The sequence below is a fragment of the Bradyrhizobium sp. 14AA genome, from assembly GCF_054185205.1.
In genome coordinates, this window is the sequence record NZ_JAVAYM010000011.1 from 78,542 (window position 1) to 93,040 (window position 14,499).

General features: G+C 65.4%; 10 protein-coding genes. 3 read left to right on the forward strand and 7 right to left on the reverse strand.

Annotated elements, in window-relative coordinates; all coding sequences use genetic code 11:
* Window positions 1-140: 140 nt before the first annotated feature.
* Window positions 141-1,649 carry an acetyl-CoA acetyltransferase gene (locus RAD15_RS20740; RefSeq protein ID WP_458180007.1) on the forward strand — a complete coding sequence of 503 codons (1,509 nt, stop codon included), beginning with the start codon at window positions 141-143 and terminating at the stop codon, window positions 1,647-1,649.
* A 145-nt stretch (window positions 1,650-1,794) separates the two neighbouring features.
* Here RAD15_RS20740 and RAD15_RS20745 read toward each other — a convergent pair whose 3' ends face one another.
* The 7 genes from RAD15_RS20745 to ltnD form a co-directional block, all read right to left on the reverse strand.
* A complete protein-coding gene (locus RAD15_RS20745) occupies window positions 1,795-2,997 on the reverse strand; it encodes an efflux RND transporter periplasmic adaptor subunit (RefSeq protein ID WP_458180008.1) in 1,203 nt (400 codons plus the stop codon).
* Window positions 2,984-6,163, reverse strand: coding sequence for an efflux RND transporter permease subunit (locus RAD15_RS20750; RefSeq protein WP_458180009.1), 3,180 nt, complete (start codon window positions 6,161-6,163; stop codon window positions 2,984-2,986). The genes RAD15_RS20745 and RAD15_RS20750 overlap by 14 nt, the downstream gene beginning before the upstream one ends.
* Window positions 6,164-6,330: 167 nt before the next feature.
* Complete coding sequence (locus RAD15_RS20755; protein ID WP_458180010.1) at window positions 6,331-8,025, reverse strand: methyl-accepting chemotaxis protein; 1,695 nt, start codon at window positions 8,023-8,025, stop codon at window positions 6,331-6,333.
* Between the two features lie 237 nt (window positions 8,026-8,262).
* Window positions 8,263-9,954 carry a methyl-accepting chemotaxis protein gene (locus RAD15_RS20760; protein ID WP_458180011.1) on the reverse strand — a complete coding sequence of 564 codons (1,692 nt, stop codon included), beginning with the start codon at window positions 9,952-9,954 and terminating at the stop codon, window positions 8,263-8,265.
* A 170-nt stretch (window positions 9,955-10,124) separates the two neighbouring features.
* Window positions 10,125-11,414, reverse strand: coding sequence for a 3-oxo-tetronate kinase (gene otnK / locus RAD15_RS20765; RefSeq protein ID WP_458180013.1), 1,290 nt, complete (start codon window positions 11,412-11,414; stop codon window positions 10,125-10,127).
* The gene (otnI, locus tag RAD15_RS20770; RefSeq protein WP_458180014.1) at window positions 11,411-12,193 is read right to left on the reverse strand and encodes a 2-oxo-tetronate isomerase; all 783 of its coding nucleotides are present in this window, start codon (window positions 12,191-12,193) and stop codon (window positions 11,411-11,413) included. Before otnI ends, otnK begins: the two co-directional genes overlap by 4 nt.
* A gap of 16 nt (window positions 12,194-12,209) precedes the next feature.
* Entirely contained in the window at window positions 12,210-13,127 is a 918-nt protein-coding gene (gene ltnD, locus RAD15_RS20775) for an L-threonate dehydrogenase (RefSeq protein WP_458180015.1), read from the reverse strand.
* A gap of 104 nt (window positions 13,128-13,231) precedes the next feature.
* Between ltnD and otnC the strand changes: the two genes are divergently transcribed.
* Together otnC and RAD15_RS20785 are read left to right on the forward strand one after the other, a co-directional pair.
* Window positions 13,232-13,906, forward strand: a complete 675-nt coding sequence (gene otnC / locus RAD15_RS20780; protein WP_458180016.1) for a 3-oxo-tetronate 4-phosphate decarboxylase — start codon at window positions 13,232-13,234, stop codon at window positions 13,904-13,906.
* Window positions 13,907-14,081: 175 nt separating this feature from the next.
* Window positions 14,082-14,483 carry a hypothetical protein gene (locus tag RAD15_RS20785; RefSeq protein ID WP_458180017.1) on the forward strand — a complete coding sequence of 134 codons (402 nt, stop codon included), beginning with the start codon at window positions 14,082-14,084 and terminating at the stop codon, window positions 14,481-14,483.
* Window positions 14,484-14,499: the final 16 nt, after the last annotated feature.

Sequence of the window (14,499 nt, forward strand, 5' to 3'; positions counted from 1 at the left end):
CCCAGCGGCGCGATGCGCCGCTCGGCTCGCACCTCGGGATGACGCCGTCCCCGTAGCCATCACCCTGAAGTGGCCGCCTCTTCGGCGGCCCTCGAAGGGCGACGGCGTGTCGAAGACCTAGAAAGTGAATTAAAGAAGAAATGACCAAACTCCCTGAAGACCGCATCCCCGTCATCGTCGGCATCGGCGAAATCGTCGACCGTCCCAAGGAGATCACCGACGGTCTCGAACCGCTCGATCTGCTCGAACAGGCGCTGCGGCGCGCCGAGGCGGACGCCGGCGCAAAGCTGCTCGGCGAGGTGCAGTCGCTCGATATCGTCAACTTCCTGAGCTGGCGCTACCGCGATCCGGAGAAGCTGTTGGCACAACGGCTCGGGATTGCGCCGGCGCATTGCTATTACGGCCCGGTCGGCGGCGAGAGCCCGATCCGCTACATTCATGAAGCCGCCAAGCGCATCGCGCGCGGCGAATGCACGGTCGCCGCGATCTGCGGCGCCGAAGCGCAGTCGACCGCAACCAAGGCGGAGCGCGCCGGGGCAAAGCTGCCATGGACACCGTTTGCCCATGATGTCGAGGAGCCCAAGCGCGGCGCGGCATTCCAGAAGCCGCTGGCGGTGAAGCTTGGTGTCTTCCGCCCCGTCACCGTCTATCCGTTCTATGAGGCGGCCTCCTCCGCCCATTGGGGCCAGACGCCGCGCGAGGCGATGGCGGAATCGGGGACGCTGTGGTCGCGCTATTCGGAGGCCGCCGCGCAGAACCCCAACGCCTGGCTGAAGCGTCGCTATGCGCCGGACGAGATCACGACGCCGACCGCGGACAACCGGCTGATCGCCTGGCCGTATAACAAGCTCATGGTCGCCAATCCCAGCGTCAACATGGGTGGCGCGCTGCTGCTCACCAGCCTTGCCAAGGCGCGCGCGGCCGGCATCGCCGAGGACAGACTGGTTTATCCGCTCGGCGGCGCCTCGGCGGAAGAGCCGCGCGACTATCTCTTGCGCGACCAGTTTTACGAGAGCCATCCGCAGAACGCCGTGCTCAAGAGCGCGATGCATCTCGCCGGTGGCGACGGCAGGAAGTTCGATGCGATCGAGCTCTATAGCTGCTTCCCCTGCGTGCCCAAGATGGCGCGGCGGACGCTCGGCCTTTCCGCCGACGTGCAGCCGACCGTGACCGGCGGCCTCACCTTCTTCGGCGCGCCGCTCAACACCTACATGACGCACGCGGCCTGCGCGATGGTCCGCCGGGTGCGCGATGGCGCAAAGCTGGGCCTGCTCTACGGCCAGGGCGGCTTCGTCACCAAGCACCACGCGCTGGTGGTGGCGAAGACGCCGCCGCGCGAGGCGCTGGCGCAGGAGACCAGCGTGCAAGGCGAGGCCGACCGCAACAAGCGCGCGGTGCCGGAGTTCGTCGCTGAGGTCTCAGGCAAGGGCAAGGTCGAGAGCTTTACGGTGCTCTACGGCCGTGGCGGCGATGCCGAGCATGGCGTGGTGATGCTGCGGACGGCGGACGATCGCCGCACGCTGGCGCGGATCCCGGCGGGCGATAGCGCGACGCTGGGACATTTGCTCAACATGGATCGGACGCCGGTGGGCTCGCTCGGCGAAATCGCGATGGCCGCCGATGGCGTGCCCGAATGGCAGGTGGCTTGATCTTGTGTCCCGGACGCGGCGCGGCATGCAATGACGCCCCGCAGAGCCGGGACCCAGAAGGCAACACGGCACAGCGAGGAGAGATGGGCCCCGGCTCAGCAGCGCACCACTTCGTGCTGCGCTGCGTCCGGGGCAGGAAACCGCCTCAGCTCTTCGGCGCCTGCTTCTCCGACGCGGTCGCCGGCTTGCCCTTGGCGCTGGCGCCGGTCACGCGCACCTGGTCGCCATCGGACAGGCCGTCCGGCGGCGCGGTGATGACGCGGTCGTCCGGCGCAATCCCAGAGGCGAGCTCGATCTCGCGGCCGAGATCGCGGGCGATGGTCACGGGCTTGAACAGCACCTTGTCGTCCGCGCCGACGGTGGCGACGCGCAGGCCGCTGCCGTTGAAGATCAGGGCGCTGGCGGGGATGCTGAGCGGCGCGGAGTCGCGCTGGAGGCTGAGCTTCACGCTGGCATAGCCGCCGGGCATCAACTCGCCTGAGGAATTGTCGAGGCCAAGCTGCATGCGCGTGGTGCCGGAGGCGACGTCGACGGCCTGCGAGGAGGCCTCCACCGTCGCCTGAAACGTCCGGTTCGGATACTCCGGCAGCGTGATGATGGCCTTGGCGCCGATCTTGATCGCGGGCACATAGTTCTGCGGCACGTTCACGTAGACGCGCAGCTTGGTGATGTCCGAGACCACGAACATCGCAGGTCCCGAGCCGCCGCCGGCATTGATCAGCGCGCCGACGTCGGTATCGCGCGCGGTGACGACGCCGTCGAACGGCGCGGTGATCTTCTTGTAGCCGGCCAGCGCTTCCAGCCGCTCGACATTGGCCTGCCCGGAGTGGACGGCGGCGTTCTTGTTGGAGAGGTCGGCGGTGCGCTCGTCGATCTCCTGCGCGGAAACGAAGTTGGAGGCGACCAGCGTCTTGCGCCGGTTCAGCGTTGCTTCCGACAGCCTGGCGCTGGCCTGCTGACTGGCGAGGTCGGCGCGGGCCTGCAGCAGTTGCTGATCGAGGTCCGGCGCCTCGATCTCGGCGATCACCTGCCCGGCCTTGACGCGCGCGCCGATGTCGGCGCTCCAGCTCTTGAGATAACCGGAGACGCGGGCAAAGATCGGCGCACGGTAATAGGCTTCCAGCCGCCCCGGCAGATCGATGGTGGCGTTGAGAGCCTTGGCGCTGGGCTGTGTCACCGCGACGCTGGGAACGGCCTGGTCGTCGGTCCATTCCTTCAGCTTGGAGCCCTGCTCCTCGCGGGCACGGATGCCGGTGCCCACGACGAGGCCAGCCGCAACCAGCGCCACCACGCTGAAGATGCCCAGTTTCCGGTACGACACCGGCGAGCGGGAGTCAGTGGGCGACATGCGGAGTCTCCAATGGGGCGGCGGCCTTGGCGCCCTGTTTCTTGTGTACCATGCTAAACACCACGGGAACAAACATCAGCGTGGCGAAGGTTGCGAAGATCAGGCCGCCGATCACGGCGCGGCCGAGCGGCGCATTCTGCTCGCCGCCTTCGCCGAGCCCCAGCGCCATCGGCGCCATGCCGATGATCATGGCGAGCGCGGTCATCAGCACCGGGCGGAACCGGACGAAGCCAGCTTCGAGCGCGGCAGCGATGGGATCGCCGAGCTCCTCGTAGCGCTCACGTGCGAAGGAGATCACAAGCACGCTGTTGGCCGTGGCAACACCCATGCACATGATGGCGCCCGTGAGCGCCGGCACCGACAGCGTCGTTTCGGTCGCGAACAGCATCCAGACGATGCCGGCGAGCGCGGCCGGCAGCGCGGTGATGATCACGAACGGATCGGACCAGGACTGGAAGTTCACGACGATCAGGAAGTAGATCAGCACCACGGCCCCGAGCAGGCCGAACAACAGACCGGTGAACGCGCTGTTCATGGTCTGCACCTGGCCGAGCAGCACCACGGACGAGCCCTTCGGCACCTCCTTGGCGGTGTCGGCAATCACCTGGCGGATATCGGCGGCGACCGCGCCGAGATCGCGGCCCGAGGTCGTGGCAAAGATCTGCACCATTGACTGGATGTCGTATTGCGAGACCACTGCGCTCGAGGTCGAGCGCTTGATGTCGGCAATGCCGCCGAGGATCGGCGACTGCGAATTGCCGACCGCAGTGATCGGCAGCGTCTGCAGCGCGCTGAGCGAGTCGATCTGGTATTGCGGCGTCTGCATCACGATCGAGTAGGACACGCCGTTGTCGGGATTGAGATAGTAGGTCGGCGCCACCTGCGAGGAGCCGGCGAGATTGACCACGAGGCTGTTGGTGACGTCGCGCTCGGTCAGGCCGACATATTGCGCGCGGGTGCGGTCGACATCGATGTTGAAGGTCGGGTTGTTGGGCGATTGCTGGATGCGCGCATCCGCGACGCCGGGAATCTTGCGGACCTTGGCCAGCAGATTGTTGGCGTAGGCAAAGTTGGCGCCGAGATTGGCGCCGCGGATCTGCAGGTCGATCGGCGCCGGCGCGCCGAAATTCAGGATCTGGCTGACGATGTCCGCGGGGAGGAACGCGAAGCTGACGCCGGGGAACAGCCGCGGCAATTGCTCGCGCAGGGCCTTCACGTGCTCCTCGGTCGGCTTGTGGCCCTCCTTCAACTTGATCTGGATGTCGCCGTCCTGCGGGCCGATCACGCCGGTGTTGTTGTAGGTCATGTTGATGCCGGAGATCGGCATGCCGATGTTGTCGGTCATGGTCTCGATCTCGCCGGGGATCAGCTTGCGCACCGCCTTCTGCACGTCGGCGAGCTGGTTGGCGGTCTCCTCGACGCGGGTGCCGACCTGGGTGCGCACATGCATCAGGATGTTGCCGGCATCGACCGCGGGAAAGAAGTTGCGTCCCAGGAACGGCACCAGCGCGAAGGACGCGCCGACCACGCAGAGGAAGCCGACCACGAACACCGCGCGGTGCGCCAGTGCGAGACCGAGGAAATTGTGGTAGCCGCCGCGAATCCGCTCGAACCGCGCCTCGAAGCCGCGCTGGAACCAGACCAGCGGATTGCGCGACTTCGGCGGCTCGCCCTGGTGATGGACATGCGCCTGCAGCAGGTAGTTCGCCATGGTCGGCACCAGCGTGCGCGACAGGATGAACGACCAGATCATCGCGAACATCACGGCTTCGGCCATCGGCACGAACAGGAAGCGCGCGACGCCGGTGAGGAAGAACATCGGCACGAACACGATGCAGATGCAGAGCAGCGACACGAAGGCCGGCGTCACGATCTGGTTGGCGCCGTCGAGGATCGACTGCTCGACCGGCTTGCCCTGCTCCAGATGGTAGTTGATGTTCTCGATGGTGACGGTGGCGTCGTCGACGAGAATGCCGACAGCGAGCGCAAGGCCGCCGAGCGTCATGATGTTGAGCGTCTCGCCGATTGCCGACAGCATGATGATGGCGCCCAGCACCGACAGCGGGATCGAGACGGCGATGATGATGGTCGAGCGCCAGCTGCCGAGGAACAGCAGGATCATGACGCTGGTGAGCAGCGCCGCAATCACGCCCTCGACGGCGACGCCTTGAATCGCGCCGCGGACGAACACCGACTGGTCGCCGATGAAGCCGATCTTCAGCGCGTCCGGCAGCTGGTCCTTGACCTCGATCACCTTCTGCTTGATGCCGGCGATGATATCGAGCGTCGAGGTCGCTCCCGCCTTCAGCACCATCATCAGCACCGAGCGGTTGCCGTCGACATGGACGATGTTGGTCTGCGGCGGATTGCCGTCGCGCACGGTCGCGACGTCGCGCACGTAAACCATGGCGCCGTTGACGGTCTTGATCGGGAGGTTGCCGAGCTCGTCGATCTTCAGCGGCGAGTTGTTGAGCTGGATGTTGTACTCGAACTGGCCGATCTTCTGGGTGCCGACCGGCGTGATCAGGTTCTGGGCTGCGAGCGCATTGGCGACGTCCTGGCCGGACAGGCCGCGGGCCTGAAGCGCGGTGGGGTCGAGGTCGATCTGGACCTGGCGCTGCTTGCCGCCGAACGGATAGGGGATCGCCGCGCCGGGCACCGTGACCAGCGGCGTGCGCAAATTGTTGATGCCGATATCGGCGAGGTTCTGCTCGGTGAGGCCGTCACCCGACAGCGCGACCTGGATGATCGGCACGGTGGAGGCGGAATAGTTCAGGATCAGAGGCGGCGTCGCGCCAGGCGGCATCTGCTTGAGCAGCGTCTGCGAGATCGCGGTGACCTGGGCGTTGGCGGTGCGGATGTCGACGTTCGGCTGGAAGAAGATCTTGATGATGCCAAAGCCGTTATAGGAGTTGGCCGTGATGTGCTCGATGTCATTGACCGTCGTCGTCAGCGCGCGCTGGAACGGGGTGGTGATGCGGCCGGACATCTGGTCCGGCGGCAGCCCGGTGTACTGCCAGACCACGCCGATCACGGGAATGCGAATGTCCGGGAAGATGTCCGTCGGCGTCCGCAGCGCCGCGAGCGGTCCGATGATCAGCAGCAAGATCGCGAGCACGACAAACGTGTAGGGCCGGCTCAGGGCAATACGGACCAGAGCAATCATGCGCCAGGCAATTCCAGGTCAAGCAGGGATACGGAATCCGCCCCCACGGGGATCCTGTTTCCCCTTTACCCGAGCACCGCCGGAAAGGCTAATAACCAGAACTATCCTGCATTCACTTCCCTGCTACCGCACTGCGAAATCGACATCGCAGCTATGCGGCCGGCGTCTCACGCCGCGCGGACGGAGTTCAGGAACTTGCCGACCTCGAACTTGAGGCGGTTGGAATCGCGCGACAGCATCTGCGCCGCCGACAGCACCTGCGAGGACGCCGAACCGGTTTCGGAGGCGCCGCGCTGGACGTCGCCGACATTGGACGAGACCTGCTGGGTGCCCTGGGCGGCCTGCTGCACGTTGCGGGCGATCTCTCGGGTTGCAGCGCCCTGCTGCTCCACCGCCGCCGCGATGGCCGAAGCGATTTCCGAAAGACGCGCGATGGTGCCGCTGATCTCGCCGATCGCGCTGACTGAATCTTGCGTTGCCGCCTGAATGCCGCCGACCTGCTGGCCGATCTCGCCGGTGGCCTTCGCCGTCTGCTCGGCAAGCGCCTTGACCTCGGAAGCCACGACGGCGAAGCCGCGGCCGGCCTCGCCCGCGCGTGCCGCTTCGATCGTCGCGTTGAGTGCCAGCAGGTTGGTTTGCCCCGCGATGGCATTGATGAGCTCGACGACATCGCCGATCCGCGACGCGGCCCGCGACAGTTCGCTGACGCGTTCGGTGGTCGCGTGCGCCTGGCTGACCGCCTCGCTCGCGATGCGGGTGGAATCCTGCACCTGACGGCCGATCTCGCGCACCGAGGAGGACATCTCTTCGGCGGCCGAAGCGACCGAATGAACATTGCTGGAGGCTGCCTCCGAGCCGGATGCGACCACCGTCGCCAATTCCTGCGCACGGCCAGCGGTCGAGGACAGCGTCGAGGCCGAAGCCTCGAGCTCGGTCGCAGCCGACGAGACGGTCTCGACGATCTCGCCGATCGCGGCCTCGAAGCCGTCGGCGAGCCTGGTCATGTCGGCCTTGCGCTGCCCCTCGGCCCGGCGCTGCACCGCCTGCACCTCGTCGCGGCTGAAACGGATGATGGTCTGCACCGTCTGAAGATTGCGCAGCGCCTCGCCGATCTCGTCGTCGCGCTCGATCACGATGCGGTTGTCCAGCTTGTCCTGCACGAGGTTGACCAGGGTGTCGTTGAGATGCTGCATCGGCCCCTGGAGTGCGCGCATGGTCGCAAGCCCGGCGAAGCCGACGATGGCGGCGCCGGCGGCGGCCAGCAGCGACAGGATCAGACTGGCGGAACCGGCCGTGGCGAGCGCGCCACCGACGCCGAGCGCGAGCAAGAGCAGCGCCTGGAGCACCATCATCGTGACGAGGCGCGCTTTCAGCGTCCTCGTGAAGATCGCAAAGCGATCGAGCAGCGAGCGGCGGCGGATGATGCCGGCATCGACGCGATAGCCATGCGGCTTCTTCTCGCGGATCGCGGCGTAAACTTCTTCGGCGAGCTTGCGCTGGTCGGCCGGCAGCCTGGTGCGGATCGAGGTGTAACCGGTGACCTGGCCGTTTTCGCGGATCGGGGAGGCCGTCGCCAGCACCCAGTAGAAGTCACCATTCTTGCGGCGGTTCTTCACCGCGCCGAGCCACGGCTTGCCGGCCTTCAGCGTGTCCCACAGATTGTCGAACGCCTCCGGCGGCATGTCGGGATGACGGACGATGTTGTGCGGCTGGCCCATCAGTTCGGCCGACGTGAAGCCGGCGGCGGCGAGAAAGTCCTCGTTGAAGTAGGTGAGCTTGCCCTTGAGATCGGTGCGCGAGACGATCAGCGTCTCGTCGCTGACCGGATATTCGACATCGGTAACAGGAAAATTCTTTCGCATCGGAGCCCCCAAACGAATTCAATATGCGTTCATTCCAATCGGACTGCCGCTATTCGAGGCGTCTTTTGCAATGTTCCTAAAGCAAATTTAACTATCGATGAAATGGAACACCCGTACGTTTACGGGTACTTCCACACGATACTACCTGTAGACGACATCATGCTACCGGCGACCAAAAAGAAAAAGAGCGGCGCTTTTGGCGCCGCTCTCTTTTTTGACCGATGGTCCTGCGACGGTTTACGCCGCGCGGACGTTGGTCAGGAACTTGCTGACTTCTGTCTTGAGCCGGCTCGAGTCGTTCGACAGCATCTGCGCCGCCGACAGCACCTGCGAGGAGGCCGTGCCGGTCTCGGTCGCACCGCGCTGCACGTCGGTGATGTTGGAGGAGACCTGCTGGGTGCCTTGCGCGGCCTGCTGCACGTTGCGGGCGATCTCCTGGGTCGCCGCGCCCTGCTCTTCCACCGCCGCCGCAATCGCCGAAGAAATCTCCGAGAGGCGCTCGATGGTCGAGGAGATCTCCTTGATGGCGCCGACCGAATCGTTGGTCGCCGCCTGGATGCCGGAGATCTGCTGGCCGATTTCGCCGGTCGCCTTCGCGGTCTGCTCGGCAAGCGCCTTCACCTCGGAGGCCACCACGGCGAAGCCGCGGCCGGCTTCGCCGGCACGCGCGGCTTCGATGGTCGCATTCAACGCCAGGAGGTTGGTTTGACCGGCAATGGTGTTGATGAGTTCGACGACGTCGCCGATGCGGGAGGCCGCCTTGGACAGCTCGCTGACGCGCTCGGTGGTGGCGCGCGCCTGACCGACGGCATCGCCCGCCATCCGCGCCGATTCCTGCACCTGACGGCTGATCTCGCCGACTGACGAAGCCATCTCCTCGGTAGCCGACGCAACCGACTGCACGTTGGTCGAGGCTTCCTCCGAAGCGCCGGCAACCGTGGTCGCCAGCCGCTGGGAACGGTCGGCGGTCGAGGTCAGCGTCGAGGCGGAGGCTTCGAGCTGGGTCGAGGCCGACGACACGGTCTGGACGATCTCGCCGATCATCGTTTCGAATTCGCGGGTGATGTTGTCGACGCGGCGCCCGCGCTCGATCTTGGCTTCCGCATCGGCCGCGGCGGCTTCGTCGGCGGCCTTCTTGGCGACCAGCGCCTCCTTGAAGATCTGGAGCACGTCGGCCATGGCGCCGATTTCGGTCTTCTCACCGCGATGCGGGACTTCGGCGGAGAGGTCGCCCTTGCCCAGCGCCTGCATCGGCTCGATGATCGAGTTGATGCCCTTCGAGACGTCCCGGACGAGGTAGAAGCTAACGGCGATACCGGCGATGACGGCGGCTGCGAGGATGATCGAGACCAGCATGAAGGCGAAGAAATAGCTCTCAGCGGCATCCTGCGCAGCCTGGTCGCCGCCCTTGGTATTGAGCTCGATGTCCTTGGTCAGAACTTCGTCCGATGCAAGGCCGATCTTGTTGACCGTCTTGGTGTTCAGTTCCCGCGCCTCGTGCGGGAACTTGCCGGCCTCCTTGCGCGACAGCGCCATGACCTCTTCGGTGCCCTTCTTGTAGTCGTCCCAGAGCTTGGCCCATTCGTTGTAGAGCCTCCGCTCCTCAGGAGAGCTGATCATCGGCTCGTAGGTCCTGCGCGCCTTCGCGAGAGCTTCGATGACGGTCGCCGCCGTCTTTTCGTTGGCCAGCTTGTCCTCCAGGGTCTCGGACAGCATGTGCTGGCGGACCACGTTGCGGTAGGTGATGACGGAGGCCCGGAGCTCGCCCAGCACCCGCACGCTCGGCATCCAGCTCGTGGTGATCTCGACCGTGTTGGCATTCATCGACCGCATTTTCATGACGGCGAGCAGGCCCATGCCGGCCATCGCGACCAGCAGGAACGCCACGACACTGATGATCTTGGCGCGGATGGAAATGGTGGCGAGCATAGTAAAAGGTCTCTTTGTGCTGGCGCGGGCGCGCGTCCGGGAATTACGAATCAACCAAAGGGAGCAGCACCGACATCCGACACCAGAGCACCTGCGCAGATGTTAACTACGACTCCGTACGAGTACGGAAGCCCGAAACAAATGAACAGGCAGCTAAGAATGCCCTGCGCTCAGCGCATGAGCCCAAGCGCATCGGAGAAAAACTCCGCGCCGCCGAAATTTCCGGACTTCAGAGCAAGCAGCATGTCGCCTTTTTCGGCACCGACCGCGCGCAGCACCGGGACGCCCGCCGCGATTTCCACTCCTACGAGAAATCCGGGAATCCTCAACCGGTCGACCACCGCGCCGGACGTCTCGCCTCCGGCGACGACCAAACGCCGCACACCCGACTTCACGAGGCTCTCGGCGATGTCGGCCATGACCTGCTCGATGGCATGCCCGGCCGCGTCGCGGCCATGACGTGCCTGGAGCGCGGCGACCTGATCCGGTGTCGAGCTCGATGCAATCAGCACCGGACCTTCGGCCAGTCGCGGCCTTGCCCAATCCAGCGCGCGCTGCGCTTCGCCAGCTCCCGTAATAATACGGTCCGGATCGAGATGAAGCACGGGCATGACACGTTCTGCGTTGACGATCTGCTGAAGCGTCGCCTGCGAGCAGCTCCCGGCAAGGCAGGCCGCCGGTCCGCCGACCACCGTACCCGCGTCGCCGCCCGCCTTGGTCGACCGCACCTTTCCGGTCGACACCAGCGCACGCGCGAGGCCAAGGCCGATGCCGGAGGCGCCGACCGAGAGCCGATGTTCGGCGGCGACGAGACCGATGGTCTCGAGGTCGCGGTCGAAAACGGCATCGATGATCGCGGCGCCGATGCCCTTGCCCGCGAGTTCGGTCAGCCGCGCCCGCACGGCGTCCGCGCCGCGCGTGACGGTCGCGAGATCGACGAGGCCGATCTGCGTCCTGCTCTGGCGTGTCAGCACCCGCACCAGGTTGGAATCGTGCATCGGGTTGAGCGGATGGTCCTTCAGCGGGCTCTCGTTCAGCGGCACGGCGCCGACGAACAAATTGCCCTGGTAGACGGTGCGGCCGGTCTCCGGGAAGGCCGGCGTCACCAGAACGGCGCCTTCACCGCTATCGGCGCGCAGCGCGTCCATCACCGGACCGATATTGCCGGCATCTGTCGAATCGAAGGTCGAGCAGATCTTGAACAGGACGTGGCTCGCACCGCGGCCGCGCAGCCACTTCTCCGCCGCACGCGAGCGGGTCACAGCGAGGCCAGCCTCGATCGAGCGGCTCTTCAGCGACACCACGACAGCATCTACCTCGGGCAAAGCAAGATCATCGGCAGGTATGCCGATGGTCTGCACGGTGCGCAGGCCCGCGCGCGTCAGCGTGTTGGCGAGGTCGGAGGCGCCGGTGTAGTCGTCGGCGATGCAGCCGAGAGAGATTTTCGCTGCAAGGGTCACTGCTTCACTCCCGCGTAAGGCTTGAACCAGGCAAGGCCGTCGGTGGTCTTGCCGCGCGGATTGTATTCGCAGCCGACGAAGCCGGCATAGCCGAGCCGGTCGAGCTCCTCGAACAGGAACGGATAGTTCAGCTCCTCGCCGTCAGGCTCGTTGCGCGATGGAATGCTGGCGATCTGGATGTGGCCGACGATCGGCATCATCTCGCGCAGCCGCATCGTGACGTCGCCATGGATGATCTGGCAGTGATAGATGTCGAACTGAAGCTTCAGGTTCGGCAACCTCAACTCCTGGATCAGGTCGCGCGCGAAGCCGAAATCGTTGAGGAAGTAGCCGGGCACGTTGCGCGCATTGATCGGCTCGAGCACGATGTCGATGCCATGGGGTGCGAAGAACTCCGCAGCCCACGCCACCGACTTGTAGAACGCCTCGATCGCGACGCGCTCGCCGCGGTTGGCGATGCCGGCCATCAGGTGCAGGCGCTTGACGCCGGTCGCCTTGGCATAAGGCAGCGCCGTCTCCAGGCTCGCCTTGAGATCATTGAACCGCGCCGGCAGTGCCGCAAACCCCTTCTCGCCGGCATTCCAGTCGCCCGGCGGCAAGTTGAACAGCGCCTGCGTCAGGCCGTTGCGCTTGAGCCGTTCGCCGACCGCCTCGGCCGGATGCTCATAGGGAAAGAGAAACTCGACCGCGGTGAAGCCGGCTGAAGCAGCGGCATCGAAGCGATCGAGAAACGGCACCTCGGTGAACATCATCGAGAGGTTGGCAGCAAAACGGGGCATCGGAGTCCTCTTGGCTCTACTTGTCGCCGGGCAGCTTGACGCCGGTGACCTGCGCATACATGCGCGCCACCGAGGCGTCGTCGTCGCGGCCCATGCCGGCGGCTGATGTCATCAAGAACATCTGGAGGGCTGCCGCGGAGACCGGCACCGGGAATCTGGCGCTGCGCGCCATGTCCTGGATGATGCCGAGGTCCTTGACGAAGATCTCGACCGCGCTCCTCGGCGTGTAGTCGCCATCGAGCACATGCGGCATGCGATTCTCGAACATCCATGAATTGCCGGCGGACGCCGTGATGACTTCATAGACCTTGCGGATGTCTAGGCCCTGCTTGGCCGCGAAGGCCATGGCTTCGCTGGCGGCGGCGATGTGCACGCCTGCGAGCAATTGGTTGATCATCTTGAAGGCCGCGCCTTGGCCGGCGGCATCGCCAAGCTCGTAGAGCTTCGCGGCCATGGCATCGAGCGCGGGCCGCGCCTTCGCAAATGCAGCCGGACTGCCGGAGGCCAGGATCGTCAGTTCGCCTTGCGCGGCGCGCTGCGCGCCACCGGAGATCGGTGCATCCAGATAGTGCCGACCAGTCGCCTCCAGCTGTTTTGCGAGGCGGCGCGCCACATCGGGATCCATGGTGGCCGAGGACAGGAAGACGCTGTCCTTCGGCAGGGTCTCGGCAACGCCGTCCTTGCCGAACAGAATTGCCTCGGTCTGCGCCGCATTGACGACGACACTGACGACGATGTCGGCATCCCTGGCGCCTTCGGCCGGCGTCTTGGCGCCGGCGCCGCCGTCCTTCACGAAACGGGCCACGGCGTCAGCCGAGACGTCACAGCCGGTAACGGCATGACCGGCGCGCTTCAGCGAGGTCGCCATGCCAAAGCCCATCGAGCCGAGCCCGATGACGGCGACGCGCTGATTCTGTGACGTGGAGGCGGACATGCAACTGATCCTTGCGAACGTTTCCCGGATGACCGCCCGTTTCGGCGGCTCGGCAACCGAATAACACGGCTTGGCCGCGCTGCCAAAGCGTGAGACAAGCGGGCATGACGGCCATGAGCAATGAGACACGGCTGCGCGAGGATATCTGCCGCTTCGGACGGTCCCTGTTCGAGCGCGGGCTGACGCCGGGCTCCTCCGGCAATATCAGCGTCAGGCTGGACGGCGGCGGCTGGCTGGTGACGCCGACCAATGCCTCGCTCGGCTTTCTCGACCCGGCAAAGCTGTCGCGGCTGGACGATCAGGGCCGTCTGGTTTCGGGGGATGCCCCGACCAAGGAAGTTCCGCTGCACACCGCGCTCTACGACACGCGCGGCAGCGCAAAGGCGATCGTGCATCTGCACTCCACCCATTCGGTGGCGCTCTCGATGCTGCCGGAGATCGACCCGCGCGCGGCGTTGCCGCCGATGACGGCCTATTATCTGATGAAATGCGGCGCCACCGCGCTCGTGCCCTATTACCGCCCCGGCGATCCCGCAGTGGCGGATGCGATCAAGGGACTGGCCGGGAAATATTCGTCCGTGCTGCTCGCCAATCACGGCCCGGTCGTCGCCGGCGACACGCTGGAGGCCGCGGTGTTCGCGACGGAAGAGCTGGAGGAGACGGCGAAGCTGTATCTGCTGCTGCGGGGGCTGAACCCGCGCTATCTGTCGCCGGAACAGGTGACGGATCTGGTGAAGGTGTTCGGGGTGACGCTGCCGGAGCATGGGCATGGGCATTAGCGTCTTGCCGTCATGGCCGGACTAACGCCGCCTCACTCACCGCCGTCATTCCCCGCGACCCGGCTACATGCGGGACCAGCGGACCGGAATTGATTTGCATCACCGGGATCGCGAGCACATGATCCCCCTGTAATTGACTGAAGGAGTTATTTCATCGATCGCTAGGAGAACTGTCATGGATTTCAAAGTATCCTGCGCCCTCCTCTCTGCCGCCTGCTTTATTGCCCTGCCGCCTTCCGCACACGCCCAGACGTCCGCGCGCGGCGGCGTCCCCGATCTCAAGGTCGAAGCCAACTGCAAGGCAACTCAGGAGATCGACAAGTCGCTGACCGAGCCGCAGTCCTACGAGGCCTGCATGCGCGACGAGCAAACCGCACAGCAACAGCTCGGGTCCATCTGGACGACAACGCCGGAGACAATCCGCACCCAATGCTACACCGAGGCCTCCGCCGGTGGCATCGAAAGCTATGTCGACCTGCTCGCTTGCATCCAGATGAATGGCTTCGGGCAACCCTCGGCACCCGCGTCAACGCTGCGCGGCGCAAGCAAGAACCGGAACAAGAAGCAATCAGGATAGGGATCGTAGCGAGCGG